Source organism: Blastococcus sp. SYSU DS0541, from assembly GCF_054050875.1.
The window spans coordinates 92914-118604 of the sequence record NZ_JBJHAD010000005.1 but is presented as its reverse complement, the minus strand read 5'-3'; the positions used below and the strand labels follow the sequence as shown (position 1 = coordinate 118604).

Sequence of the window (25691 nt, the reverse complement as noted above, 5' to 3'; positions counted from 1 at the left end):
GGTCAGGCGATCTCGGCGACGACGTTCGCCGGCCCGCCGCCGAACAGGGTGTTCGCCCGCTGGAGGTCGCCCTCGAAGTCCACCTCGACCGCGGCGTACGCCGAGATGTCGACGGGCTGCACGCGCAGGCCCGTCCGGGCGATCGCCGTCTCGATGCCCCGCTCGAAGTAGTCCTCGTGCGAGCAGGCCTCGAGGTGCTCGATGAGCGTCGCCTTGTCGCCGGAGGAGATGTAGTTGATCCCCACCGCCTCGCCTAGCCCGCCGCGGACGATCTTGGACAGCTCGCGGATGCAGCCGTCGCCGTCGAGGGTGTACTTGACCTCCTCCTCGGCGACGGTGCTGGTGTCGACGCAGACGAAGCTCTGGTCGGCCGCCATGAACGGGAGCGCGACCTCGAGCACGGCCGGGTCGAACACCACATCGCCGTTCAGCCAGAGCACGCCCCCCTCGCGGGTGGTCCTGAGCCCGCGCAGCAGGCTCTTCGACGTGTTGGTCACGGAGAAGTCCGGGTTGTACGTGAACAGGAGGTCGGGCGCGGCCTTCATGATCCGCTTGCTGCGGTAGCCGACCACCGCGGTGATCGACACATCGGCGCCCAGGACGGCGCGCAGACCCTCGAGCTGGCGCTGCAGGATGCTGCGCCCGTCGTCGAGCCGGGTCAGCGGCTTGGGGTCCTGCCGGCCCAGCCGGGTGCCCATGCCGGCGGCGAGGATCACGACCTGCACCGACGGCGTCTGCGGCGGTCGGGGGGTCGTGCGGGCCGTCAGGGGGGATCCACCCAGACGGACGGGCTCGAGGACGTGGTCACCGGTCCGCACGGACATCATCTCCCTCGGAGTTCGAGCTGGTGGTCGGCCCTGCCGCGGCTGCGGTCGGGAGGATCAGGTCGAGGACGCGCCGGGTGGCGCCGCCGTCCTCGAGGTGGCAGAACGTCTTGCGGAACCGGGCGTAGCGCCCGGCGTGCTCCGCGGTGACGGTGTCGATGTCGGCGATCGCCGAGATCAACTCGTCGCTCGTGGCGACGAGGGGACCGGGCGCGACCTCGGCGAGGTCGAAGTAGAAGCCTCGCAGCTGATCCCGGTACCGGTCCAGGTCGTAGGTGTAGAAGATCTGCGGCTTCCCGGTGATGGCGAAGTCGAACATCGTCGACGAGTAGTCGGTGACCATCAGGTCGGCGGCCAGGTACAGGCCGGCGATGTCCGGGTGGTTGCACACGTCCCGGACGGCCGACCCGTCGACGACCTCGAGCCGGCTCATGACCATGTTGTGCAGCCGCAGCAGCAGCACGTGGTCCTCGCCCAGCCGCTCGGTGAAACGGTCGAGGTCGATCGGGAACTCGAAGTCGCGCTCCCCGCTGCCCTCGAACACCAGGTCGTCGCGCCAGGTGGGCGTGTAGAGCACCACGGTCTGGTCGTCGGCGATGCCCAGGTCCCGGCGGACCTCGGCCCGGATCTCGTCCTTGCGCGGGCTGCTCAGCAGATCGTTCCGGGGGAGGCCGGTCTCGTGGATGGGGCCGCCGTACCCGAACGCCTTCCGCAGCCGCTCGGTCGTGGCCGCGTTCGGCGAGAGCAGCAGGTCCCACCGGGCGATGTCCTGGTCGAGGTAGGCCAGCCGGCCCTCCGGTGCCCACAGCACGTCGTTGTGGATGCGCTTGAGCATCGTGCCGTGCCAGGTCTGCAGGTACGTGGCGCCCGGCCGCTTCTCCCAGTCCAGGGGGATGTGGTCGTTGCTGATGACCAGGTCGGCGGCCTCCAGCGCGGCGATCGACTCGGGGCTGCCGAAGGTCACCGTGCGCACGTCGGCCGGGAAGCCCGCCTGCGTGTGCGGCGCGGACAACCAGGTGTGCTCGGCCGGGGTCCCCTGCGCGCGCAGGGCCTCGTACAGCGCCCGCGGGCTGTCGGAGAAGTGGCCGCGAAAGGTGACGTAGACGATCTTCACCGGGTGGCCCCCCTCAGGGCGTCGTGGGAGCGGGGCGGGCAGGCGAGCACCAGGTCGGCCAGCTCCTGCCAGGAATCGACGACGGCGAGCGCACCGGCGGCGAGCAGGGCCTCGGCGCGGGCGGCCCGCTCGTCGGGGAGCACGAACAGCAGGTTGCCGACGGTGGGGCAGCCGGCGCCCACGGCCGAGCGCACCCCGGCGACGGCGTCCTCGACCGCGAGCCCCTGCTCCGGGGCGATGCCGAGCTCCGCGCAGGCGTGCGTGTAGACGGCGGGATCGGGCTTGCTGGTGGGCGTGGGCAGCGAGTCCTCCGCGCTGAACCGGCGCGCGGGCGGGATGAGCTCGTCCAGCCCCGTCGCGGTGAAGCACGCGGCGAGCCGGGACAGTGCGCTGGAGCTCACCGCGGCCAGCTCCAGCGGACCGGCGAGCGCGCCGAGCGCCTCGAGCGTGGGGGGGTGCGGCCGCAGCGTGGATCCGAGGTGCGCGGTGACGGCGCGGCGCTCCTCGGCGACCCACGGCTCGACGTCGGCGTCGGGGATTCCGGCCTCGGTGGCCAGCGCCAGGGCGGTGGACCGGAAGTTCATGCCGGTGGCCGCGTGGCGCAGCTCGTCCGCCGTGTAGCGGCGGTCGATGCCGAGGGACGCGAGGAAGGCGTTCGTGACCTCGGCGGAGGCCTCGAACGCCGGCTCCTCGGAGGGGAAGAGGTTGCCGTCGGCATCGCAGAGCAGGTACTGCACCCGTTCGACGAGCGCCGGCGGGAGGGTCGGCACCAGGTTGTCTCCCTTCGAGGACGGGGTGGGCGGGGAGGCGGTCACCGTGGCGGTGCCGCCGGGTCGGGCGTGCGGGCGGCCACGGTGGCCCGGACGCCGTCGCGGTCCAGGGCCGTCAGGGCCGCTCCGAGGTCGGCCACGAAGGCGGGCCGGGAGCCGAGGTCCCCGAACACCGCCGTCTCGCCGAGCAGGGGGCGCGGGTCGTTGCCGCCGGCGCGGGCGAGCTCCTGCAGCCGGTCGGCGAGGTCGTCCTCGACGGTCAGCGGACGGCCGGCCTCGTCCGTGCCGCGCAGGTACCGGAACCACCCGGCGACGGCGAGGGTGAGCAGGCCGTGCGGCCGCCCCTCCTCGATCGCCTGGCGCAGCGAGGGCAGCAGGTGGTGCGGCATCTTGGTGGAGCCCCGCCGGCACAGCCGGGGCAGCCCGTCGGCGATCGCCGGGTTGGCGAACCGTTGCAGGAGGGTGCGCTTGTAGCCGGCGAGGTCGATCCCGTCGGGCGCCGGCAGCAGCGGCGTCACCTCGACGTCCATCAGGCGGGCCATGTAGCCCGCGAGCACCGGGTCGGCCATCACCTGGTCGAGGCTGGCGTACCCGGCCAGCGAGCCCAGGTAGCCGAGGGCGCAGTGGCTGGCGTTCAGCAGCCGGGTCTTCATCAGCTCGTAGGCGCCCACGTCCGGGACGAACCGCACGCCGACGGCGTCGAGCGGGGGGCGGCCCGCGGAGAAGGTGTCCTCGATGACCCACTGGGAGAACGGCTCGGTGATCACCGGCCACCGGTCGTCGACCCCGTAACGGCTGGCCACCGCGGCCCGCTCGTCGGCGCTCGTGTGCGGCGTGATCCGGTCGACCATGCTGCTGGGAAAGGCCACGCGGTCGGCGATCCACCGGGCGAGGACCTCGTCGCGCAGCCGCGCGAACCCGACGACGGCGGCGCGGGCCGCGTCCCCGTTGCGGTGCATGTTGTCGCAGGAGACGACGGAGAACGGGTCGAGCCCGGCCCGGCGGCGTCGGTCGAGCGCCTCCACGAGGTAGCCGAACACCGTGCGCGGGGAGGACGGTTCGGCCACGTCCTGGCGGATGTCGACGTCGTCGGCGTCGAACAGCCCGGTCCGCGGGTCCACCCGGTAGCCGCTGTCGGTGATGGTCAGCGACACCATGCGCGTGCGCTCGTCGGTGAGCAGGTCGAGCACCGCGGCCGGGTCGTCGGGCGCGAAGTGGTAACCGACCATGACGCCGACGACGCGTGCACGCTCGCCGTCGGGGCTGCGCTCGACGACGGTGTAGAGGTGGTCCTGCGGGGCCAGGGCGTCCTTCATCGTGCGGCTGTGCAGCCCGACGCCGACGACGCCCCAGTCGTCGCTGATCCGGCGCTCGGCGAGCTCGTCGAAGTAGAGGAGCTGGTGGGCGCGGTGGAAGCCACCGACGCTGAAGTGGACCACGGCCGGGGTGAGCGCTGATCGGTCGTAGGTGGGCACGGCGAGCTGGGCCTCGTGCAGCGGCAGGGTGGCGTCGGTCAGCGGGTGCACCTCGGCGGCCGCCACCGCTGTGGCGGCCGGCGGGACGGGGGACCCCGGATGCCCGGCCGGAGCCGTCCCGGCGGGTCCCCGCAGGGACAGGAGCTCGGCCTGTGACATCGCGTCCCTCCTTCTCTGTCCTGAGCGCGGCGCACTGCCGACCGGTTCCGGGTCTCCGGGGGTCAGCAGTACACGGGTCATACCGGGTGCCGCGCAACGAGGTCCGGCGCCGCGTCGCAGATGCGGAGGCGCCGGAGCGGCGCGGATGTTTCACGCCGAGTGAGGGAAATGCCCGTTGCGGGGCACTCGAAACGCGTCCCGGACCCGTGCTGCGCGTCCATGATCGTCGATCGGTCCGGGGCCCCGACAGGCGGGTCGAAACACACGGGTGTCATTCCCTCCTGTGACTCGTGGGGTTCGCGGGACAGGTGGTGCGGCTCACCTCGGCGTGTCCCGGAGGACGCGCCGGACGCTTGGTCACGGATGCGTCACGCAATGTTTCGATGGGTGAGCGCAGGTGGTGGAACGCGAGACGGACAGGGTGCATGGACGCTGGTATCGGCCCGGAGGCCCGCACGGCGGTGCTGGCGGCGGTCGGCCCCGGGACCGGTCGGGCGGCCGAGCGGAGGGCGGGCCGGCGCGCGCCCCGGGCGCAGACCCGGCGCAGCCCGGCGCTGCTGCTGGGCTCGCTCCTGCTGGGCGGCGTGCTCGCGGCCGGGATGAGCCTGCAGGGCGCGCCCGCGGCCGAGGCCACCTCCGTGATGGCGGCCCAGGACGCGCTGCTGACCGCCGAGGAGGGCGTCGAGGTGCTGCCGCAGGCCTCGATCACCCTCGCCGAGGCCCAGGCGCGCCTGCAGGAGGTCGCCGCCTCGCGCGCAGAGCGGCAGGCCGCCGAGGAGGCCGCGGCGGCCGCCGCCGCCGAGGCTGCGCGCCCCAAGGCCGTCCTGCCCGTCGCGGGGGCCCGGCTCACCAGCGGCTACGGCAGCCGGTGGGGCACCTTCCACTACGGCATCGACCTCGCCGCGCCGATGCGCACCCCCGAGTACGCCGCCGTCGACGGCGTGGTCCTGCGGGCCGGCTCGGCCAGCGGCTTCGGCCTGGCCGTCTACATCCTCCACGAGAACGGCGACGTCACCGTCTACGGCCACATGGACAAGATCCTGGTCACCCCGGGGCAGTACGTGGAGGCGGGGGAGACCATCGCCCTGCTGGGCAACCGCGGCCAGTCCACCGGCCCGCACCTGCACTTCGAGGTGCACAAGGGCGGCCTGGACGGCAAGCGGATCGACCCGATCCCGTGGCTGGCCGCGCGCGGCGTCCACATCTGACGCAGGTGCCCGCGTGGTCTGATCGCCACGTGGCCGGCGCCGTCGAGGAGAGCAACCGGCGGCTGCTGCGCGCGCGGGACGCCATCGACCGCCACTACGCCGAGCCGCTCGACGTCCCGACGCTGGCCCGCATCGCCCTCGTCTCGCCGGCCCACTTCATCCGCTCGTTCCGGACCGCGTTCGGCGAGACCCCGCACCGCTACCTGCAACGCCGCCGGGTGGAGCGGGCCATGTTCCTGCTGCGCACCGGCGACCGCAGCGTCACCGACGTCTGCATGGAGGTCGGCTTCTCCAGCCTCGGCACGTTCAGCCGCGTCTTCCGCGACGTCGTCGGGGAGCCGCCCAGCGCCTACCGGCGTCGCGGGCCGCTGCCGCCGGTGCCCACCTGCTTCGCGATGGCCTGGGCCCGGCCGGCCACTGATCGAGCAGTTTCGGAGAAGCGGTTCCCCGCCCCGGCTCCCTAGCGTTCGCCCCATGCTGACGACCATCTCCATCACCCAGATCTACGTCCCCGACCAGGACGCCGCCCTCGACTTCTACGTCGGGAAGCTCGGCTTCGAGGTGCAGTCCGACATGCACTTCGGGCCGATGCGCTTCCTGACCGTCGCGCTGCCCACCGACCCCGGGCACGCGGTGCTGCTGGAGAAGCCCGGCGCCCCCGCGATGAGCGAGGAGACCGCTGCCCAGGTGCGCGAGCTGGTGAGCAAGGGGGCGGCCGGCGGCCACCTCTTCTTCACCTGCGACGACGCCTGGAAGACCCACGCCGAGCTCCGGGAGCGCGGCGTCGAGATCACCGAGGAGCCGGTCGACCAGCCCTACGGCATCGACTTCGGCCTCCGCGATCCGTTCGGCAACCACGTGCGCGTCGCCCAGATGAAGCGGGCCTGAGCACGGGCCCGCCATGCGATCCGCGGCACCGACCCCCTCCGTCGGTCGCGCCGACCCGCCCTGTACAGTTGCTCCCGGCTCGGAGGAAGGACGCCGGGCCGGGATCGGGGCTGTGGCGCAGCTGGTAGCGCACCACACTGGCAGTGTGGGGGTCAGGGGTTCGAGTCCCCTCAGCTCCACCCGAATGACCAGGCCGTTCTCCTTCCGGAGGACGGCCTGAGTCGTCTCTGGTTGCAGTCGTGGTTGCAGTTCGCCCACCCTCACCTGGCAGCAGCAGGGCGCTCATCCGGTCGGCGGCCTCGCGGGCGAGGGCGGGCATGACGTGGCTGTAGATGTCCATCGTCGTGCGCATCTGGCTGTGGCCGAGCAGCTCCATGACCACCCTCGGGTGCACGTTCTCGCTGAGCAGCAGGGTGGCGGCAGTGTGCCGGCCGTCGTGCAGGCGCACGTGCCGGACGCCGGCTTTGTGGAGCAGGCGGGTCCAGTCGTCGTAGTCGGTCTTCTTGTCGATCGGCCGGCCGTTGGGTTGTGCGAAGACCAAGTCCTCGTCGTGCCACTCGGAGCCGGCGAGCATCCGCTCGCCGAGCTGGGCGGCCCTGTGACGGTGCAGCTCGTTGACGAGAGGCATCGGCAGGGCGAGCGTGCGCTGGCTGCGTCGGGTCTTGGGCTCCTCGTAGATGAGCCCGCCGCGGACGCGGTGGATGCTGCGCCGGACCGTGAGGGTGTTGTTGAGCAGGTCGATGTCCTTCCACTGCAGCGCGAGGGCCTCGGACTGGCGCAGGCCGAGGGCGAGGGCAACGGTCCAGCGGGCCGAGTTGCGCACGGTGGCGGCGGCTTCCAGGACGGCGCGGGCCTCGTCGAGGTCGAGGGCGGTGGCCAGGTCGCTCCGCCGCTGGGCGGGAGGGTCGACGAGTGCTGCGACGTTGCGCGGGACGTGGCCGCGCTGGACCGCGACAGTGAGAGCCCGGGACAGGATGCGGTGATGGCGTAGCACGGTGGCGGGGGAGTAGCCGGCGTCGAGGAGCGCGGTGTAGAGCTGATCGAGGTGCTCGGGGCGCAGCCGGTCGAGGCGGTGCCGTCCGAGTCCGGGGACTAGGTGCTTGCGGACGGCGGACTGGTAGCTCTCCAGGGTCCGCTGCCGCACCCGGCGCGGCGCGATGGTGGTGAGCCAGTGCTCCAGCCAGTCGGCGGCGGTCGGGGTGGAGACGGCGCTGAGGGTGCCGGCGTCACGCTTGCGCTCCAGGTCGCGGACCTTCGTGACCACGACGCCGCGGCTCTTGCTGCTGACGTGCCGTCGGTCCGGCTTGCCGTCGAGCTTGACGCCAACCGACACGTACCCGTGCCAGCGCCCGTCGGCGCCCTTGTAGATCGTCGACTCACCGTTCGACGCACGTCCCGCCATCCGCTACCCCTTAGGGCCCTTAAGACAGCTCAGTCTTCTGGAAGACGCCAGTAGGGGGCAGGCGCGCTGTGGACTCACGCGGCGTCCGGCGAAGGCTGTGGACGAGAGTGGGAAGCCTCGAGGCGGCGGACGTAGCGGTCCAGCTCTGCCTGAGAGATCCGGCAGCTGCGGCCGATGTGTACGGGACGCAGCTCCCCGCTCTTCATGAGCGCGTACACCGTCGTGCGGCCGATGCGGAGGACCTCCGCCGCCTCCCCCGGCGTGAGGAGGAGCCAATCGGCGGCCATGGCGTCCCGAAGCGGCTGCGGACCATCCATGTCGAGACCTCCTGGATCAATTGCTGCCTGTGGCGGTTGCAGTACGACGATGGTGGAGCGGCCTGCCGAACGTCCCCAGTCGGTCTCCAGCCAGGGATTGCGGCCGTTGCCGTGAGCGACTGGAGAATTGAGCGCGGCCTCGTGCCAACTGGAGAACTTTGAGCCTCAAGCTCAGCGGACGTCGAGGGCGCCGGTGAGGTGGGCGCGTCTCCGGTAGGCCTCCAGTACGGGCTGAAGAGCCCGCGCCAGGGCGGGCAGGTCCCGGTCGTAGACCCGCCCGTCGTTCAGCTGGCTGGCGAGCTCGCCGAGCAGTCGGGGCCAGTCACGGCGGGTGGGAACGAGAGGAACCTGGACCTCGAAGCGCCGCTCGACGAGCTCCACCGCTGACAGACCGGAGGCCGCGGCCCTGGCCTGCTCCCAGGCGCGGTGCCGGCAGGTGGCCGAGCACCACTTCGGGATAGGCCCCCGGCTTCCCGGCGTGATGGGTCCACCGCACCACCCGCAGGCCGCCGCCGCGACCCGGCGTTCTTTACCTTCGACGCTGGCGCTGCGCTTCGCCGCGCGGGCATGCCTCGCCGGCGTGTGCTGAGACTGCAGGCGCCGTTGCTGCTCCCGCTCCCGGCGCCGAGCCCGGTAGGGGCTTCCACTGTTTCCCATGACGACGACCGTGCACACGATCCTGCAGCAACCCGCCACAACGAGTCCCGAGACCCTAGATGCAAGAGGTGTGATGCCTCGTGATCTTGGAGTCTCCGGTGCTGCTTGGTCCCCGGGGTGGTCCTCCGCGTAGAGGGTGGCAAGCGAAGCCTCGTTGGAGGGCAGCTCAGGCCTCGAGCCCGGGTGTCTCTGAAGGCGGCCTATGGGACAGCCGAACTGGGCGGTCCGACCGTGGGATGAGACTTCCGTCTGACACGCTGTCTAGGTGCCGAGCCGGGAGGACCCGCTCACCGAATAGTGAGAGAACATGCGACGGGAGGTCGGCCAGACGGTGGACAAGATCGACCCGGAGAGACTGCTCGCTATTGGCGCGCCGCCTGGCGACTGCGAGAGCGAGAGGCGCACGTCCTTTCTCGCCCATGTCGACGTCAGTGAACAGTCCGTCTTCGCAGTCTGCGAACGCGCGTTCGGCCCCGAGAGCTACCTTTCTCGTCGTCTGGGCATGTTGACCCTCCTGACTCATCAGTTGCACAAGGCACGCGACCAGCGGACCCAGCCCTCCTAGCCCACGGGCGGACCGTCATCCTCGATGGGCCGCCAGAGGCGTCTGGTCGCCCGCGCGGGGAAGAGCCTGAGTCACGTGTCCCCCGGTCGAGGACAGGTGAGGAGGTCGACTTTCGTGGCATGTCGACTTGCGACCGCCACAACGCCCGCATCGAAGTCATGGCCGTCACCCGGGGCACCCGCAGGCGACGGCCGGAGACCGGACACTGCAGGGTTGGCGGCGACCGAGGCGGACAGGGTAGGTGTGGCCAGCAGGCCCTCGGCCTGCTCGGGCGTGAGGAGGGCAGCAGTGTTGGAGCATGACTTAGCTCCAAAGAGAGGTGAGCCCACGTGCCTGTGGGACACCTCGGGCCACGGACCCTCGGACGGCGTCACGGACGTCTTAGATGTGCTGACCGGTTCGACTGCGCGAGAGCCGACGCGCCCAGCGAGCCAGTCTCATAAGACTTTGCGGGCCGTATCATCCGCTCAAGACCATGGTTGCGCGGAGGGCTTCTTTGAGACGGCGTCACCCGACGGAACTGCGACGATCGTTACTTGGGCTCATCGGCTGGAAAGAGGCGTGCGCGGCATGACCGGCCCAGGACCGTTGAGCGTTCAGGTCGACGTGGCGGGTGCAGGATCGCTCACCAGCGAGCCGAAGAAAGTTCTGACCGAGCGCATTGAGTCGTTCGCCAACGAGTTGTTCGATCAGGCGACCACTTACGAGAAGCGGTCTCGCGGAAACACATCGACACAGCAGCAGTTCACTACAGCGCACATCTCCGACGCCTACATAGAAGTACGCAGGACAGGCCTCAAGCAGTCTGGCAAGGACCAATTCTGGGCGTTCCTTACGCGCCTTCTTCTATACCTTGCTGCCGCTGGCATCGGTGTCGGGGGAAACAAGTTGGAGGAGGACTGGGGTATCGCGCTGTTCTGGTCTTCCCTGGCGGTCGGTCTTGTCATGGTGATCATTCTCGAGATTCGGGGATGGAGGGGTGGGGAGTCTTGATGCCTCTATGGCAGGACGTCGAGGGCCGTCTTACACCTGAGGCTAGACAAGTTCTGGAGGAGCTCGTGGAAGACCTCCGTAAGCAGGTTCTACTCTCGGCAACGCGACGCGCTTTCGGCGACACGATCGCCGTTCGGGATGTCGTGGAAGCGTTCCGAGGTGAGACTCGACTTGAAGAATCTCAGAAACCTCGCCGAGCGCGACTCTACGAGCGGGCCGCCCTTGTGTACCTCCTGGTGGCCCTGCTCGGCCTGATTCTTGGCGTCTATGTGAATTTTTCTAGCACCTTCCCTTCGACCTTTGCTCTGACCGTCATAGTGAGTGCATCAAGTACTCTCGTTGCGTCACTCGTGTTGTTTGCCCTTTCTCGACGAGTCACCCGCCGCCGGATGGAAGAGTCTCTAGCGAGACGGGGGTCGAGTCGCGGCGTCAATGAGTTCTTAGCGGAGTGGATCGACGTTGAGTCCTCTGTGCGTCTGGGTGCTGCGACATTGCTCGGCTCCTCGGTCTCGGGCAAACCAGTGCGTCAACTGGTCAGAGATCTGGAGAAGGCCGGTTTCCTCTCGGACTCAGAGGTCGCGGCCTTCTCGGAAGTCGCTGCGTACAGAAACGATCTGGTGCACGGGATTGTAGTGAATGAGTCGTCAATCCGTGAGGCGCTCGCGGCAATCGAGCGGATACGGCCTGCTTTAAACAGGTTGCAACGACAGTGATACGCGTATGGCCGTCCGAGCCACGACGGCTCACGAGCCCGCGCGGCTTAGGTCGCCCGAAGGTGCCCCTAGGACCGATATGCGCAGCAGTCCCAAGTTCGTCCGGTGGCTAGGTGGACAGTTCGAGTTCCGAGGACCGAACCGCTGAGCCCCAGCCCTGAGCGGCCCATTTTGGGACATGCCAGCGTCACGCGAAGAGGGCTGGCGACCACCCACGATTGCCCCGTCCGTCAGCGGATTCCCGAGCACCTGGAGGACGACTTAGGCGTCTGACGCTCGTCCGAACAACACGACGCATGCCAGGCAGCCCTACGTAGGGTTGTCGTAGGATTTGCGCTGGAGTGCCAACTCGTGGAACCCTGCGTTGACCCGACCGTCAACCGTAGGAGCAGTCCCATGGAGCGAAGTGTCCTGATGTCAGTGCCTCTGTCACTCGTCACGCGCGTGGCCGACCTCCTGGACGAGTACGAGTTCCGCGCAGACAGAGAGGGGCCACTCGCGGCCCCAGAAGGCAACCGGGTATTCGTCCCACAGCAGGGCCCGTGGACTGCGGAGGAAATCGTCCGGCTCGCCGGCCGTGTGGTGGAGCGGAAGTACGACCTCGTCGTGGACCTTATGGACGAGGCGGCCGCAAAAGGGGACTGGGTTGTGCCCCCGGTGGAGCGAGCGGAGTCCCCGTACCACGTCCGAAATCAACTCAGCGCCATGACGAAGCTCATCAAGCGGGACTTCGACGGCCGCAGTTACTGGCCGATGGAGTGGAAGCGCCGGGAGGACGGCGTGTACGTCTACCGAACCCTGCCCGAAATTGCCGCCTGGTGGCAGGCGGCCCGCAATCAGCAGTCGGCCGGTGTCAAGTGAGCAGGCGGGTCATCGTCACCTGCCCGGCCTGCTTCTCAGCTGACGACGTCACTGCGGAGAGGGCGCCGGACGGGTTTGGCTTCCTCTACACCTGCACCAGTGTGCGACGCCACGATGACCTCCAGCCGGCCGTCTGGCATGCAGACCCCGACTCCGACGCGCGCTCTTCCGTTGTCGGGGACGGTGTGCTCGGTGACCTCTATGACCCACTGCTGGCCGTGCTGAGGCCAGGGGATCCATATCTTGAGCACGGCATCATCGAAGGGCGGCTCCGACAGGTCGCATGGGACGTGTTTGCGCGCCACGTCGACGAGGCGGGTCATGTCGCCTTTGGCGACATCAGAAACACCGCCAGCAACCGCATCGGAATGGCTCTCGGGCAGCTTCGACGCCGGGGCATTGTCGTGGACAAGCGCCTCCCCGGTACCGGCGCATGGAGTTACAACACCGACATCGGCTTTTGGGCTCTCGCCCCGGCAGAGCCTGGTCGGCCAGTGAAGACGTGGGCCGACCACGCCGCTACCGCGGGCCGGAGCCCTGACTTCACCGACGAAGACAGGGTGGGCCTGACGAGTCAGCGGCAGGGTGTCCATTGCCCATGGCGCGCAGACCAAGAATCGGACTGATGGCAGTCTCGATATGGCGCGGCGGGACGGAAATGACGCCTCAACCCGGTTTCGCGATGGCGTCGCATCTGACTGCGCCATCCTTTGTCGCTGCAGCGCCAGCCCGCTACTGGCGACCTTCAGTCGCCGCCTGACCGTGTCCCTGAGGCCGCACTCTGGGACACCGTGCAGCCGACGCGAGGCGACCTGTGCCGCTTGAACGGCGGCCCGGGGGTCTGCTCGTGCAGCGGCTCCCGGATGGCGAGAGCTGGACGGCCTACGGGACGTGGGTCGGGCCGCCGCCGTCGGCCTCGTCCGCAGCAATGCGAGCGAGCCTGTCCTGAGCAGAGGCGATCCTGTCGAGCGCCTTCCCGGAGGTGGCAATGGCGCGTTCGATCTTGTGCAGGCTTCCGATGGGCACAGCGAGCGTGTGGTGCATGTCGTCGAGGCTGAGTGTGTAGGTCAGGGGCTCTACAGGTCCGAACGGACCGTCGGCCTTCACCGTGACGAGGTAGTCGCGCGGCACCGTGTCGTCGTTCAGCAGCTTCTCAGCGACCCCGAGGGTCCAGATCATGACGCGGCCTGGCGGCATGGACGGCAGTACTCGGGGTGGAAGCGAGGGGTCGCCGGTCGTGCCGCCGACCGTGTGCTTGCCCGGTAGCTCGGGCTGCCAGGTGAGCCGCACGTTGGTTGCCACGGTGGGGCCCCGGTTCTCCAGGTGAACGGTGATCAGGGCGCCCTGGATCAAGTCAACGCGGAAGTCGGCGTAGACGTACGGCTGGGCGCTGTCGATCCGTATCTGCCGCTGGAGGGCCGTCTGTGCGCGGGCCTCCCGCACCTGCCAGAACGTGGCCACGGCCGCGGCGAGGGCGATGGAGGCGGCGACGACGGCGACGGTCGTCTCGGCTTTCACTTGGCCTCGCCCTCGGGGGCCTTATCGACAGCCGCCTGCAGCGCGGCCAGGAGTCGGTCGGCCGCGATCTCCGGAGTCGGCCAGGCACCGGTCGCTCGGTAGGCATCGGCGGAGACGCGAGCCACGTAGTCGCCGCCCGCGGTTCCCAGACCGACGCCAAGCTCCTCGAGAAGGCCAACGCGTTCCAACCGCCGGACGGCGGCCCCCACCTGATCCACGTCCCAGCCCAGCGAGTCGGCGATGGTGTCCGTGGGGAGCGGCTGGTTGCTCGCGTCGAAGTGGCGCACGGCCTCGATCAATACCGGCAGCTCACGACTGAACCACGTGTCGGGCAGCAGCTCAGGGCGTGTCATGACACGTGACGGTAGGCACCCGTGCTGGTGCGCACTTTGTCGGGTGACAGCCGTGAGTCCGCTATCAGAAGCGTCGCCCGATCGGCTACGAATCTTCACTCATGCCGCCCGGCCCCCGCCGGGCGACCAGTGGCCGATCTACTACGCCGAGCGAGTACGGCGGCAGACGGCGGCGCCAGAGGGCATCCGCGGGCGGGTGATCGCCGTGGTGTGCGCGCAGGCGGTCTTTGTCGTACTACTCATGGTGATCGTGCGGTTACGCCCACGCGACGTCCTTCTGTGGCGTTCAGTCCACGAGAGCCGCACCCGGCCGGCAGCGGCCGCAGGTGCTTACCCGGTCCCCACTCTTATTGCGCGGTGTACGACACCGACGCCCGACACGGGCCGTCCGGTCACCGGACCCAGGCGTACTGCTGGCCGGCAAGCCACGACCCGTCGACGTGGAGCGTCTCGACCCAGCGGCGTGGCTCGGTGCGGCGGACGCCGGCGGTCACGGCGTCGGAGTCACCCCGTTGGTTGGGCTATCGCCGCCTCCCTGACCGTGAGCTACCTCGTCGACGACTACGGGCGAACGTGAGGCGCACGCCCAGCACGAAGAGGCCGCCGGCGATAACCAGCGCGATGAGGTACACGAGCGCGTCCCGGTGCGTGGCGAAGTAGACGATGGCGACGAGGAGGAGCACCGAGAGCAGCAGCTCGGCGATGCGCCGGACCGACAGCCGTTCGCCGGTGCGCGGCGCCTCTTCCTGCGCTTCGGTCGTCGTCTCGTCGATGTCTCGGGCAGCTCGACATATCTCGTGGGCGGCGGTACTGACCGGCTCGACCCGTCCATCCAGCTCATACTGGAAGAGCGCGATGTCTGCCTGCTCCGCAAACTCCAGAGCCTGCGACGAGTAGCCCTTCCACGCGAAGAAGAACAGCCAGGCGTTGGGGTGGGCGTACGCGGCGGCGCCGACGAGGCTCTGCAGCACCGGGCGTGCAATCTGACCCGACGAAAACTTCACCTGAGCGACTGCGCCCGACGAGACGACGTCGATCCCGCCGTCCGAGCCCGGAGGAGTGACGTCGGCATCGACGAAGCCGAGGTCACGCATCCACTTCGCCGCAAGGGCCTCGGCATTCTCGGCGCTGTTGACGACGTACACGTCGACGTCATCGGCAGCCCCGCCGTTGAGCCTGACCTCCGACATCAGGCCCCGGTCATGACGCATGTGGGCGTGCGGGGTCGTCTCCACATCCAAGCCTGACCCGCCGCCGCTCCAGGGCCCGGCCAGTCATGAACAGCGCAGGACCTTCTCCGGAGCGCCATCATGGGACCAATTCGTCCACGGACGTCCCCGCCCTGGACCGCCCTCTGAGCGGGTGTCCATGAAGCCGCCTTCAGGGATACGCGCGAGGCTCCTGCTCGAAGAGGGATGCGCGAACCGCCAGGATGAGCCGCAACCATGCGGAGGTGGCTCCCCGTGGTTGCAGTTGTGGTTGCAGTTGGCGGCGTTCGCGTCAGTGCGCCGACGTTCGCCGTTGTGCGAACCGGCATGTCAACGGGCTTACGGGACGCCGGCGGACGACCACGAACGCGATCATGACGGCCTGGCAGTGTGGGGGTCAGGGGTTCGAGTCCCCTCAGCTCCACCCCGATGACCAGGCCGTTCCCCTTTGGGGGAGCGGCCTGAGTCGTCTCTGGTGGCAGTTGGTCCACTCCTCACCCGGCGTTAGGAGGGGCACTCCTTCGGCCGGCAGCTCGCGGGCCGGGGGTGCATGGTTGGCTCTCGATGTCCGCCCGTGTCGCCCTGCGATCTCGGTGTCCCGCAGTGCCGGCGCGGAGCCCGGGCCGGGTCGCGCAGGGCTACCAGGCGCTGTCGGCGTCGGAATCGGCGTGGCGAGACGTCCGTTCAGTCCCTTCGACGCGGTGACGGGCACGGGATGGACGAAACCGCGTACGCTCTCCCGGACGGCGGGCTCAGCACCCGGCGTCGATGTTGCGTCACAGAGCGGCGTAGCGCGCTTGCGGAGCTCATCGTGGGGTTCGCCGCCGAGGTCGCTCCCGGTATCGATCAGACCGGAGGCCCGCGGTGGCCCGCAGCGAGGAACAACGATCCGTCGAAGCTGCCGAGGCACTCCGGCACCTGGGCCAGCGGTCCTTGCGGGAACTCTCCATGGAGAGCCTGCTGCAGTCGATGGCCGACCTCGCCAAGCGCGTCATGCCCGGTGACCCCGAGGCATCGGTCACGCTGCTGATCGAGGACGAGCCGCGCACCGTCGTCACCACCGGGTCACTGGCCCTCGGGCTCGACGAGGTCCAGTACCACCGCGGGGACGGGCCGTGCCTGCACACCGCCCGCAACGGCGTCCTGGTCGAGATGGGGGACACCCGTGTCGACAGCCGGTGGCCGGACTACGGGCGGTACGTCGCCGACACGGGTGTCCTCAGCGTGCTGGCCGTTCCCCTGGTCATCTCCGGGGAGGAGCAGGTCGCGGGATCGCTGAACGTCTACGCCCGGAGGCCGGAGGCCTTCGACGAGGCCAGCCGGGCGGTGGCCACCGGGTTCGCCCCCTACGCCGCGGTCGCCGCCGGCACCGTCCAGGCGTACCGCCGCGCCCGTGAGACGGCCGACAACCTGCAACGGGCACTGGAGTCCCGAGCCGTCATCGAGCAGGCCAAGGGCATCCTGATCGAGCGCCACAAGCTGACCCCCGACCAGGCGTTCGAAGCCCTGGCCACCGTCTCGATGAACACGAACATCAAGGTGCGCGACATCGCCGAGCACCTGGTCCTCACCGGCGAACTACCGCTCGTCCGGACCGGATCCTCGCTCTCCGCCGACCAGGCCATCCAGCAGCGGGGCCGCTAGCATCACTTCTCGCCCGTGTGCAGCCGCGGCGGTCACCCGGGTGGCGTGCCGCGGTGAGGCCCCGTCACTCCACGACCGCGGGTGGCGGGGCCGCCCACGCGATCAGGACGGGAACCTCCCGACGCCCCACCGCGCACCCGATCCGTCAGGCCGCCCGGCGGCCGACCAGTCGTCGGCGAGGCGGGCATGCGCGATCCGGCCCCCTCCGGTCGACGCCCACCCGCCGTGCGGAGGGGCAGGGGTCCGGTCGGCGGCGGTCAGCCGGGTTCTCCGGGGCTCGACCGGTGCCTGTCGAGCAGCTCCCCGACGAGGCCGGTCTGCAGGGGCCTGCTGGAAACGTCCGGCATGGCCGTCCCGAGGGGCACCCGGGCGGCCCGGTAGAGCTCGTCGAGTCGCTCGTTGACGGCGACGGCGAGCATGTCCTGCTCCAGCGTGTCCAGGGGGAGGACGCCCTGGAGGTAGCCGTCGACGTCGAACTCGTCGTGGTTGCCGCCGAGGGCCAGGTAGCGCAGCCAGAGCTCCTGGACGGTCAGCTCCGCCCGCACCCGCGCCGTCTCGCAGAGCCGGTGCCGGTCGTCGGTGTCCATGGCGATGGAACCGCCCCTCGTCAGGCCTGAAGGCGGTCGTCGTCCCGGGGAGCCGCGGTCAGGAGCTCCCGCGCGACCTCCTCGACGGAACGGCCCGACCTGCGGGCGGTATCGGCGAGCAGGGTGAAGGCGGCATGCCCGTCGGCCGCTCCCTGTGCCATGAGGATGCCCGTTGCCCGGTTGATCGCGTCCCGGCTGCCCAGGGCATCGGTCAGCTGGCGACTGAGCCGGCGGGCGTGCTGCAGGCTCTGGGTGTTCGCGAGGAGGATCGCTGCCTGCTGGGCGAACAGGCTCATCACCCGCTCGGCGTGCGCGTCGTAGTTGTCCGGGCGGTCGGAGTAGACCTTGATGGCGCCGATGGCTTCATCGGCGACCACGAGGGCGGTACTCAGCACCGAGCGCACCCCCCGGGCACCGGCCGCGGCGCTCCACGCCGCCCAGCGGGTGTCGGTGGCGGTGTCGTCGATGCGGACCAGCTGCCGCGATCGCCACGCGGTCAGGCACGGTCCCTCGTCGAGTTCGTACTGGAGGCCGTCGGCCTCTTCCACGGCCTGGTTGGAGGACGCCCGCGAGCGCTTGCCGTGCTCGTCGGCGAGGGTGACGCCGGCGCCGATGCTCCCGGCGACGGTGACCTCGGCCAGCGTGGTGACCAGTCGAAGGGCGCTGTCGACCGTCTCCCGGGACAGGACCAGCCCGGCCATCTGCCTCAGGGCGGGGGAGAGCTCCGCGGGCTCCTCCTGCAGGCGGTCAGCGGGTCGGGCCGCAGGGTCGGTCATGGCGTTCCCCTCAGAGGTGGGAGCGGGGTCCGTGGGGAAGGGCGGCCTCCGGTCGCCGCGTCACCGGGGCCGATCCGCGACGCCGGCCACGATCGCGGCGGCGATCTCCCGGAGCTTCCGGTTGGCGCGTTGGGAGGCCATGGCCAGGATGTCGAAGGCCTCCGCCGCGTCGCAGCGCCGTTGGGCCATCAGGACGCCTTTGGCCTGCTCGATGACGGCCCGGTGCTGCATCGCGATCTCGAGGTTCTCGGCCCGCTGGCGGGTGGTCTCGTAGAGATGCATGTTGCCCACGGCCACGGCGGCGTAGGACGCGAACTCGCGGGCGACGACTGCGGCCTCGGCGCCGAAGGCGTGTGCGCCGACCGCGTAGAGGTTCAGGGCGGCATGGACGGTCTGGTGAACGGGGACCGGGACGGACAGGGAGCTCAGCGAACCGTGCTCGACGCAGGCCCGGGCGTAGTCCGGCCAGCGGGTCTCGGTGCGGGCGTCGGGGATCTCCCGCAGCTCTTCCCCCACCGCGGCCTCCAGGCAGGGGCCGTAGCCGCGGCCGTACTGGGTCTCGTCCAGCTGCAGGGCCAGCGCACCGGTGTAGGCCGCCGTGGTGGCCTTGTCGTTGACGACCACGCTGACGGAGGACTCCGCGACGCCGGGGATGACCTGCTTGGCCAGCACGGCGACGCGCCGCAGAACCGACTCCATCGATTCCTGGCCGAGAGCGACCCGGGCGAGTTCGGCAAACGCCTGTTGCGCGTCGGTGACGGGTGCGGCGGACGATAGATGGGTGCTCACGGCTGTCCGGCCTGTCTATTCGGCCGAGGGCGAGACGGGGTTCTCGTCGACGACGGAGATGGCGCTGGGCGCATCTCCCGTGGTCGCGAGGCCGCTTCCTGACGCCGCGATCGCCGCTCGTCGCGGCGTGGGGCCAACCGTACGCCACCGCGATACGGCGCGGACATGTTCGGGAACACGCCCCGGCACGCCCGTGCCGGTGAAGTCTTCTGGGGCGGCCGCTGGTGCGGAACCGCGGCCGAGGAGCCCGGGTATGCATTCCCGGACGCCCAGCGGTCGTGCAAGAGTGCGGGGGTGGGCCACACGAGTCCTGGCGCGCCCGGGCCTTCCGGTGACGAGCGTTGGCGGACTGACGCGGACCCCGTACCCGCCGACGGTCGGGGGCGGCCGTCGACGCACGCCACCGGTGACGCGGTCCGTCACGACCTGTCCCAGCGCCTGTCCGACCTCGCGCGGCAGATGCAGCACCAGAGCGACCCCCCGGCGGTCATGGAGCTCATCGTCTCGGCGGTCGCGGGCACAATCCCGGGAGCAGAGGAGGCCACTGTCAGCCTGGTGCAGGGACGCCGGCGGGTGATCTCGGCCGCAGCCACCGGCGAGCGGGCGCGGCGGTTCGACGACCTGCAGCGGGAGATCGGTCAGGGCCCCTGCCTGGACGCCGTGTACCAGCAGGTCACCGTGCGCGTCGACGACCTGGCCGGCGACCCGCGCTGGCCGGAGCTGGCCCGTCGGGCCACCGCGGAGCTCGACGTGGCCAGCATCCTGTGCATCCAGCTGTTCGTGCACGGGAGCGACCTCGGCGCCCTGAACCTGATGTCCCGCCGGCCCGGGGCGTTCACCGACGAGTCGGAGCGGATCGGTCTGCTGTACGCCAGCCACGCCGCGATCGCGGTCGCCAACGCTCAGGACCTGCACCACATCACCGCCGCTCTGGCCAGCCGCGACGTCATCGGCCAGGCCAAAGGGATCCTGATGGAGCGCTACAAGATCACCGGGGACATGGCGTTCGCGTTGCTGGTCAGGACGAGTCAGGAGACCAACAGCAAGCTCACGGAGGTCGCCGAACTGCTCACGGAGACCGGCACCCTGGGGCGTTGACACCGCAGCACCGCCGGATGTGGAAGAGCACAACCGTGCTGCCGTGCCGGCCGGTACGGGGCGACGAGCGCCTCAGGACGGCGGGTTCCGGTTCTCGCCCGTGCACCCCTGCGACGACGAGGCGGAGATCCTCCCCCCGCTGTCGGCCTGGTGAGCGACCACGGTGGCGGGGGGTGGCGGCGGTCGGCCGATCATCGCAGGGGCCGGTTCAGTTGAATCCAGCCGGACCGGGGTGGTCCCGGCAAGGCCGCGGCCACGGGGCGCCCGCCGGTGCCACGGCCTGGTGCGCCTCGTCACGAGCCCCCCGAACCGGGACGAGGCTCGGACTGCCGACGTCCCACAGGGCCTCGTTCAGGGCCTGGGACAGGGCGTTGTGCTCGTTGTCCGGCCAGAGCGTCGTGCCGGCGAGGTAGTCGGCCATGTCGGTGCGGGAACGGTTTCCGCCGCACTCGAGATAGGCCCACCACAGCGAGTCCGGCCCCAGGTCTCCGAGCCGATGGGCGACGACGGTCAGGGGGCAGGCGAGGGCGGTGCTGGTCATGAGAGTCCCTTCGTGAAGGACGACGGGTCGCGGGACGCAACCGGGGCTCCGGCGAGCGACGGCGGGGTGGCGGGAAGGCGGCCTCGCTGAGGGAGTGGCCGCCTCGGGTCAGGGACGACCGAGGTCGTCGCCCGGCGACGTGCCGAGGAGCTCGCCGGTGTGCACGAGGTGGTCGGCGAGGTCGCGGACTTTTCGGTTGCTGTGCATCGATGCGCGCGCCAGGAGCTGGAAGGCCTGGTCAGGCGTCAGCTTGTGCCGCTCCACGAGCACGCCCTTGGCCTGGTCGATGACCGCGCGGGACTGCAGCGCGAGCTGCAGGTTCTCGGCCGTGTCGCGGGCGTTCCGGTAGGCGTGCAGGTTGCCGGCCGCGACCGCGGCGTACGGGCCCAACCGGGTGGCGGCCGATCGGCTGTCCTCGTCGAAGGCGTGGGTGCGGCGGGCGTAGATGTTCAGCGCCCCGGTCACCTCTGCGTCCCCGTCGATGAGCAGGGGGACGGCCAGGGAACTCAGGTTGCCGTGCTCGGCCGCGCGGCGGCTGTAGTCCGGCCACCGGGTGTCGGCGCGGGTGTCGAGGATCTCGATCAGCTCGCCGGTCCGCGCCGCGTGCAGGCAGGGGCCGTGGCAGCCCTCGTACTGGGTCTCGTCGAGGGCCACGGCGAGCTGCCCGGTGGACACCACCGTGGTGGGTCGCCCCCTGACCAGCAGCGTCACCGAGGTGTCGGGGTGGCCGGGCATGACCTCCGTGGTGAGGTCGGCCACCGTCTGCAGCAGGGCCTGCATCGACAGGTCGCGCAGGGAGAGTCGCCCCAGCTGCTCGAGCGCCTCGGCAGCCGTCGCGGGGTGAGCGTTGTGCGTGCCGTCCACGGCAGGGCCTCCGGTGGTGACACCGGGGGCGAGGTGGCCTCGGCAGCAGGCCCCGGTCGAGGGGCCCGCATCGCGGATACGCCGATGCTGGACGCAGTGTCGACGCACGTGCACATCGCCGCTGAACTCGACGGTACGCGCATTCGGCGCACCTGGACAGGGACTGGCGGGAGTGCGGCCGCCGGAGCGGGCGGGGGGAGAACTGTGACCAGCCGGTGTGCGACCGCTCAGCCCGAGCCGGCCGGCGCATCCACGAGAGTGGCGAGGGTGGCCCGCGCGCCGCATGCACGAAGGACCGCCAGGGCCCGTCGGTAGGGCTCGACGAAGCGCTCGTCGTCCACCAGGTCGCCGAAGATGCTGCGGTCGGCGACGAAGGCCAGTGGGTCCTCGTCGAGCCGGCCGGCGTTGGCGCGGACGCGGTCGGCCTGCCGGTCGACGAGGGTGATCGGGCGCGCCTGGTCATCCCGGCCCTCGGCGAACCGCGCCCAGCTGGCGACGACGGCTGCGGCCCGGTGCACCTCTCCGCCGGTAGCGAGGTTGTCACGGATCACCGGCAGTACGTACTTGGGGATCAACGCCGAGGTCTGGCTGCACAGCCGGGTCACCGTGTCCGCGACGGCGGCGCTGGTGAAGCGGGCCAGGAGGATCCGCTTGTAGTGCTCGAGGTCCACGCCGGGAACGTCAGGGAGGGTGGGGCTGACCTCCCGGTCCATGTAGTCCTGCAAGAACCGGGACCACAGCGGATCCCGGCAGGCGTCGTGCACGAAGCGGTATCCGGCCAGGTGTGCGAAGTAGGCCAGCGCCTGGTGGCTGCCGTTGAGCAATCGCAGCTTCATGAGCTCGTAGGGCGTGACGTCCTCGACCAGCTGGACCCCGGCGTCCTCCCACGCCGGGCGGCCGGTCGGAAACCTGTCCTCGATCACCCACTGGGCGAAGGGCTCGCACACCACCGGCCACGCATCCGCGACGCCCAGCCGATCGCGCAGCCACGCCACGTCGTCGGGTGTGGTCAGGGGCGTGATCCGGTCGACCATGCTGTTGGGGAAGGACACCTCTCGCCGCACCCAGGCACCCAGCTCGGGGTCCCTCAGGGTGGCGAAGGCGGTGAACGCCCGTCGGGCGACGTCGCCGTTGTTCTGCAGGTTGTCGCACGAGAGGACGGTGAACGGCGCGAGCCCGCGGGATCGGCGGCGAGCCAGGGCCTCGGTGACCAGACCGAAGGTGGTGCTGAGGACCGCGTCGGGGCGCAGGTCGGCCCGGACCTCCGGCGTGCTGTCGTCGAAGGCACCGGACACCGGGTCGGAGTTGTAGCCGCGTTCCGTGATCGTCAGGGAGACGATCCGGGTCTCGGGGTCCGCCATCCTCTCGACCACGGCCTCGGGGTCGTCGGGCGCCAGCAGGTGCTCGACGAGGGAACCGACGACCCGTGGTTCCAGCGATCCGTCGGGGTGCTTCACCACGAGGGTGTACAGCCCGTCCTGTGCGCTCAGGACCTCGTGCATGCGCCGATCCGAGGGTAGGACGCCGACTCCGCAGATCCCCCAGTCGAGGCCCTTGCCGGCATTCATCAGCCGGTCCGCGTACATGGCCTGGTGCGCGCGGTGGAACCCGCCGACGCCGATGTGCACCATGCCGGTGCGCACCCGGCGACGGTCGTAGGACGGGATCGCGACCGCCGGCGCCAGCGACCCGAGCGTGCCGGGGCCGAGGGCGAGCGCCGACGTGCGGTCAGGACCGTGGAACACGCCCCTACCCTAACGTGAGGTAAGAGTGTTGCGCTCCTTCGTGGAGCTGTCGACGGGCGGGGCGCGCCGGCTCGGTCGCGAGCCGTCAGGCCGCCGCTTCCCTCGCCGCCTTGTCCGCGGGCAGGAAGACGGTCCTGGGGTCGCGTTCGACGACGTCGCCGAGCACCTCGTCGACGCGGGTCATGACGTCGGCCTCGAGCCGGACCCCGGCCGCCTTGACGTTGTCGTGGACCTGCTCGGGACGGCTGGCGCCGATGATCGCCGCGGCGACGTTCGGGTTCTGCAGCACCCAGGCCAGCGCCAGCTGCGCCATCGTCAGGCCGAGATCATCGGCGATGGGACGCAGCCGCTGCACGCGGACCAGGACGTCGTCGGCAAGGAACCCCGCCACCTGGAAGCCGACCCCGGTGTGGCTGGCCCGGCTGCCCTCCGGCGGCTGCTCCCCGGGCCGGTACTTGCCGGTGAGCACTCCCTGCGCCAGCGGCGACCAGACGATCTGGGACAGCCCCTCCTGCTCGCAGGTGGGAACGACCTGGGCCTCGATGACCCGCCAGAGCATCGAGTACTGCGGCTGGTTGCTGATCAGCTGCACTCCCAGCTCCCGGGCCAGGGAGGCTGCGGCGGCGATCTGGTCGGCCTGCCACTCGGAGACGCCGAGGTAGAGCACCTTGCCGGCCCGCACGAGGTCCGCGAAGGCGGTCATCGTCTCCTCCAGCGGCACCGTGGGGTCGTACCGGTGCGCCTGGTAGAGGTCGATGTAGTCGGTCCCGAGCCGCCGGAGCGACGCGTGGCAGCTCTCGGTGACGTGCTTGCGGGACAGCCCGCGGTCGTTGGGGCCGGGCCCCGTCGGCCAGTAGACCTTGGTCGCGATCTCCAGACCCTCACGGCGCTGACCTGCGAGTGCGCGGCCGAGCACGGATTCGGCGGCCGTGCCGGCATACACATCGGCGGTGTCGAACGTGGTGATCCCGACGTCGAGCGCCGCCTGCACGCAGGCGACGGCGGCGTCCTCCTCCACCTGGCTGCCGTGCGTCAGCCAGTTGCCGAAGGCGATCTGCGAGACGTTCAGGCCCGACCGGCCCAGTCGACGGAACTCCACGCCGTCCGACCGTAGTCGCAGCCACGCCGCCCGGCCCATGGAGCGCCGGGTGCGAGCGGGAGCGGAGGCACTTGCGCGATCGACCTCTCCCCGCCATCGTGCGGCCAACGAGAGCGGAGAAGAGGTGGTCGATGGCGACCGCGGCCGACGAGGCGACTGACGGCCTCGGCCCCTCAGCAGCGGGGGAGTCGTCCCTGGCATCCGGGTGCGCGGCGTGGCCTCGCCGACGGCTGTCGATCTGCCTGTACTCCCCGTCGGTCGACCCCTCCGGGATGGGCTCCCACATGCTCGACCTGGCCGCGGAGTTCCGGTCGGAGGCCGACGTCTCGGTGCTCTGCTGGGGGACGGCGAGCGGGCGCCGGGTCCTCGACCGTGCCGAGGCGCTGGGGGTCGCCACCCGCGCTCTTCCTCCTCCGCGAGACCCCGAGTTCGGTCAGGCCGTCGTCGACTTCCTCAGCGCCCACCCGGCGGACGTGTTCCACATCCACGTCGGCAGCGGGCGGGAGAACTTCGACGGCGCCCGGGCGGCGCGCCGGGCCGGCGTGCCGGCCGTGGTGCAGACCCAGCACCAGCCGTGGCTGTTGAACCCGCGGAAGCGCGCGCCATTCTTCCGGGCCATCACCGCGGTGGACCGGCTCATCGCCGTCTCCGAGGGGGTGCGGCTCACGCACGAGCGCATCGGGGTGCCCGCCGACCGGTTGGTGACCGTCCCGAACGGGATCGCCCCCCGCGGACCGGCTCCCGGCCGGGCGGCCGCGCGGCGAGCGTTGGGCCTGCGCCCCGACCACATGGTCGTCATGAACGTGGGCCGGCTCCTCGTGCAGAAGGGGCAGCGCCACCTCGTGGCGGCGATGCCCGCCCTCGCGGCACGCTTCCCGTGCCTGGCGGTGGTGATCGTCGGCGGCGGCTACCTGGCCGACGCCCTGGCCCGCCAGGCGGCCGAGCTCGGCGTGGCCGACTTCCTCCACCTCCCCGGACACCGCACCGACGCCCGGATGCTGCTGGACGCCGCCGACGTCTTCGTCCTGCCGTCCCGCCAGGAGGGCATGCCCCTGGCGGCACTCGAGGCGATGGACGCCGCGCTCCCCGTGGTCGCCACCGACGTCATCGGAACGGCGGAGGTCGTGGTCTCCGGGGTGACCGGGACGCTCGTGCCGCCCGAGGACCCGCCCGCCCTCGCCGAGGCGATCGCGGAACTGCTCGCCGACCCGGCCCTGCGGCAGCGGTACGCGCAGGCCGGGCGGCGCCGGTACGTGGAACTGTTCACCGCGCGGCGGATGGCGCAGGACACCCTGCGCGTCTACGAGGACGTCCTGACGTCGCCCCGTCCACCGATCGGGAGCGCCTGCCGTGGTGCCGAGTCGTCTGCCGAGCCGTTCGCCCGGTCGCTCGCTGTCCGCGATGCGAGGAACCCGCCGTCCTCACGCCGGAGGAGCGCAGCGACTGCCGAGGGGCCGTGACGGACCGTTCGACGTGCCTGCGCACCGCCAACACAGCACGTGGTGCTCTGGCAGGGGCGCGGT

General features: G+C 70.7%; 27 protein-coding genes, 1 tRNA gene and 1 pseudogene. 12 read left to right on the top strand and 17 right to left on the bottom strand.

Features of this window, described 5'->3' with window-relative positions; all coding sequences use genetic code 11:
* Positions 1-2: 2 nt before the first annotated feature.
* The 4 genes from ACI794_RS07805 to ACI794_RS07790 all read right to left on the bottom strand — a co-directional run bounded on the left by ACI794_RS07805 (position 3) and on the right by ACI794_RS07790 (position 4342).
* Positions 3-725: a phosphocholine cytidylyltransferase family protein gene (locus tag ACI794_RS07805; protein ID WP_456601415.1), complete on the bottom strand. Its 723-nt coding sequence runs from the start codon at positions 723-725 to the stop codon at positions 3-5.
* A 79-nt stretch (positions 726-804) separates the two neighbouring features.
* Positions 805-1938, bottom strand: a complete 1134-nt coding sequence (locus ACI794_RS07800; RefSeq protein ID WP_456616058.1) for a CDP-glycerol glycerophosphotransferase family protein — start codon at positions 1936-1938, stop codon at positions 805-807.
* A complete protein-coding gene (locus ACI794_RS07795) occupies positions 1935-2708 on the bottom strand; it encodes an HAD family hydrolase (RefSeq protein ID WP_456616057.1) in 774 nt (257 codons plus the stop codon). Before ACI794_RS07795 ends, ACI794_RS07800 begins: the two co-directional genes overlap by 4 nt.
* Positions 2709-2749: 41 nt before the next feature.
* Positions 2750-4342: a mannitol dehydrogenase family protein gene (locus ACI794_RS07790; protein WP_456601412.1), complete on the bottom strand. Its 1593-nt coding sequence runs from the start codon at positions 4340-4342 to the stop codon at positions 2750-2752.
* A 425-nt stretch (positions 4343-4767) separates the two neighbouring features.
* Between ACI794_RS07790 and ACI794_RS07785 the strand changes: the two genes are divergently transcribed.
* The 4 genes from ACI794_RS07785 to ACI794_RS07770 all read left to right on the top strand — a co-directional run bounded on the left by ACI794_RS07785 (position 4768) and on the right by ACI794_RS07770 (position 6617).
* Positions 4768-5550 carry a M23 family metallopeptidase gene (locus ACI794_RS07785; protein ID WP_456616056.1) on the top strand — a complete coding sequence of 261 codons (783 nt, stop codon included), beginning with the start codon at positions 4768-4770 and terminating at the stop codon, positions 5548-5550.
* Between the two features lie 29 nt (positions 5551-5579).
* Complete coding sequence (locus ACI794_RS07780; protein ID WP_456601410.1) at positions 5580-6014, top strand: helix-turn-helix domain-containing protein; 435 nt, start codon at positions 5580-5582, stop codon at positions 6012-6014.
* 10 nt (positions 6015-6024) lie between these two features.
* Entirely contained in the window at positions 6025-6438 is a 414-nt protein-coding gene (locus ACI794_RS07775) for a VOC family protein (protein ID WP_456616055.1), read from the top strand.
* A gap of 106 nt (positions 6439-6544) precedes the next feature.
* Positions 6545-6617, top strand: a tRNA-Ala gene (locus ACI794_RS07770).
* Between the two features lie 200 nt (positions 6618-6817).
* Here ACI794_RS07770 and ACI794_RS07765 read toward each other — a convergent pair.
* From ACI794_RS07765 to ACI794_RS07755, 3 genes and pseudogenes are all read right to left on the bottom strand, one after another.
* Positions 6818-7840, bottom strand: a pseudogene (locus ACI794_RS07765) (site-specific integrase); the annotation flags it as partial.
* 74 nt (positions 7841-7914) lie between these two features.
* A complete protein-coding gene (locus ACI794_RS07760) occupies positions 7915-8157 on the bottom strand; it encodes a helix-turn-helix domain-containing protein (RefSeq protein WP_456616054.1) in 243 nt (80 codons plus the stop codon).
* Between the two features lie 171 nt (positions 8158-8328).
* On the bottom strand, positions 8329-8538 hold the full coding sequence (locus ACI794_RS07755) for a hypothetical protein (RefSeq protein WP_456616053.1): 210 nt from the start codon (positions 8536-8538) through the stop codon (positions 8329-8331).
* 607 nt (positions 8539-9145) lie between these two features.
* Between ACI794_RS07755 and ACI794_RS07750 the strand changes: the two genes are divergently transcribed.
* From ACI794_RS07750 to ACI794_RS07730, 5 genes are all read left to right on the top strand, one after another.
* Positions 9146-9379, top strand: coding sequence for a hypothetical protein (locus tag ACI794_RS07750; protein ID WP_456616052.1), 234 nt, complete (start codon positions 9146-9148; stop codon positions 9377-9379).
* Between the two features lie 561 nt (positions 9380-9940).
* Positions 9941-10372, top strand: a complete 432-nt coding sequence (locus ACI794_RS07745; RefSeq protein ID WP_456616051.1) for a hypothetical protein — start codon at positions 9941-9943, stop codon at positions 10370-10372.
* Positions 10372-11085 carry a hypothetical protein gene (locus ACI794_RS07740; RefSeq protein ID WP_456616050.1) on the top strand — a complete coding sequence of 238 codons (714 nt, stop codon included), beginning with the start codon at positions 10372-10374 and terminating at the stop codon, positions 11083-11085. The genes ACI794_RS07745 and ACI794_RS07740 overlap by 1 nt, the downstream gene beginning before the upstream one ends.
* 396 nt (positions 11086-11481) lie before the next feature.
* Positions 11482-11946: a hypothetical protein gene (locus ACI794_RS07735; RefSeq protein ID WP_456616049.1), complete on the top strand. Its 465-nt coding sequence runs from the start codon at positions 11482-11484 to the stop codon at positions 11944-11946.
* Entirely contained in the window at positions 11943-12572 is a 630-nt protein-coding gene (locus tag ACI794_RS07730; RefSeq protein ID WP_456616048.1) for a hypothetical protein, read from the top strand. Before ACI794_RS07735 ends, ACI794_RS07730 begins: the two co-directional genes overlap by 4 nt.
* A 256-nt stretch (positions 12573-12828) precedes the next feature.
* Here ACI794_RS07730 and ACI794_RS07725 read toward each other — a convergent pair whose 3' ends face one another.
* The 3 genes from ACI794_RS07725 to ACI794_RS07715 form a co-directional block, all read right to left on the bottom strand.
* On the bottom strand, positions 12829-13464 hold the full coding sequence (locus ACI794_RS07725; RefSeq protein ID WP_456616047.1) for a hypothetical protein: 636 nt from the start codon (positions 13462-13464) through the stop codon (positions 12829-12831).
* Positions 13461-13817 carry a hypothetical protein gene (locus ACI794_RS07720; protein WP_456616046.1) on the bottom strand — a complete coding sequence of 119 codons (357 nt, stop codon included), beginning with the start codon at positions 13815-13817 and terminating at the stop codon, positions 13461-13463. Before ACI794_RS07720 ends, ACI794_RS07725 begins: the two co-directional genes overlap by 4 nt.
* A gap of 521 nt (positions 13818-14338) precedes the next feature.
* Positions 14339-15052 carry a restriction endonuclease gene (locus ACI794_RS07715; RefSeq protein ID WP_456616045.1) on the bottom strand — a complete coding sequence of 238 codons (714 nt, stop codon included), beginning with the start codon at positions 15050-15052 and terminating at the stop codon, positions 14339-14341.
* A 921-nt stretch (positions 15053-15973) separates the two neighbouring features.
* On the opposite strand from ACI794_RS07715, the gene ACI794_RS07710 reads away from it, so the two are divergent.
* Positions 15974-16669, top strand: coding sequence for an ANTAR domain-containing protein (locus ACI794_RS07710; protein ID WP_456601408.1), 696 nt, complete (start codon positions 15974-15976; stop codon positions 16667-16669).
* A 257-nt stretch (positions 16670-16926) separates the two neighbouring features.
* Here ACI794_RS07710 and ACI794_RS07705 read toward each other — a convergent pair whose 3' ends face one another.
* The 3 genes from ACI794_RS07705 to ACI794_RS07695 are packed head-to-tail and all read right to left on the bottom strand — an operon-like array spanning position 16927 to position 18731.
* The gene (locus ACI794_RS07705) at positions 16927-17256 is read right to left on the bottom strand and encodes a hypothetical protein (RefSeq protein WP_456616044.1); all 330 of its coding nucleotides are present in this window, start codon (positions 17254-17256) and stop codon (positions 16927-16929) included.
* 20 nt (positions 17257-17276) lie between these two features.
* Positions 17277-18032 carry a GAF and ANTAR domain-containing protein gene (locus tag ACI794_RS07700; protein WP_456616043.1) on the bottom strand — a complete coding sequence of 252 codons (756 nt, stop codon included), beginning with the start codon at positions 18030-18032 and terminating at the stop codon, positions 17277-17279.
* 60 nt (positions 18033-18092) lie between these two features.
* Complete coding sequence (locus ACI794_RS07695; RefSeq protein WP_456616042.1) at positions 18093-18731, bottom strand: GAF and ANTAR domain-containing protein; 639 nt, start codon at positions 18729-18731, stop codon at positions 18093-18095.
* A gap of 549 nt (positions 18732-19280) precedes the next feature.
* On the opposite strand from ACI794_RS07695, the gene ACI794_RS07690 reads away from it, so the two are divergent.
* Positions 19281-19919 carry a GAF and ANTAR domain-containing protein gene (locus tag ACI794_RS07690; RefSeq protein WP_456616041.1) on the top strand — a complete coding sequence of 213 codons (639 nt, stop codon included), beginning with the start codon at positions 19281-19283 and terminating at the stop codon, positions 19917-19919.
* A gap of 208 nt (positions 19920-20127) precedes the next feature.
* Here ACI794_RS07690 and ACI794_RS07685 read toward each other — a convergent pair whose 3' ends face one another.
* From ACI794_RS07685 to ACI794_RS07670, 4 genes are all read right to left on the bottom strand, one after another.
* Positions 20128-20460 carry a hypothetical protein gene (locus ACI794_RS07685; protein ID WP_456616040.1) on the bottom strand — a complete coding sequence of 111 codons (333 nt, stop codon included), beginning with the start codon at positions 20458-20460 and terminating at the stop codon, positions 20128-20130.
* Between the two features lie 108 nt (positions 20461-20568).
* A complete protein-coding gene (locus ACI794_RS07680; RefSeq protein WP_456616039.1) occupies positions 20569-21324 on the bottom strand; it encodes an ANTAR domain-containing protein in 756 nt (251 codons plus the stop codon).
* Positions 21325-21551: 227 nt separating this feature from the next.
* On the bottom strand, positions 21552-23069 hold the full coding sequence (locus ACI794_RS07675) for a mannitol dehydrogenase family protein (protein WP_456616038.1): 1518 nt from the start codon (positions 23067-23069) through the stop codon (positions 21552-21554).
* A gap of 85 nt (positions 23070-23154) precedes the next feature.
* Entirely contained in the window at positions 23155-24168 is a 1014-nt protein-coding gene (locus ACI794_RS07670; protein WP_456582866.1) for an aldo/keto reductase family protein, read from the bottom strand.
* 131 nt (positions 24169-24299) lie between these two features.
* On the opposite strand from ACI794_RS07670, the gene ACI794_RS07665 reads away from it, so the two are divergent.
* Entirely contained in the window at positions 24300-25628 is a 1329-nt protein-coding gene (locus ACI794_RS07665) for a glycosyltransferase family 4 protein (RefSeq protein ID WP_456616037.1), read from the top strand.
* Positions 25629-25691 lie beyond the last annotated feature (63 nt).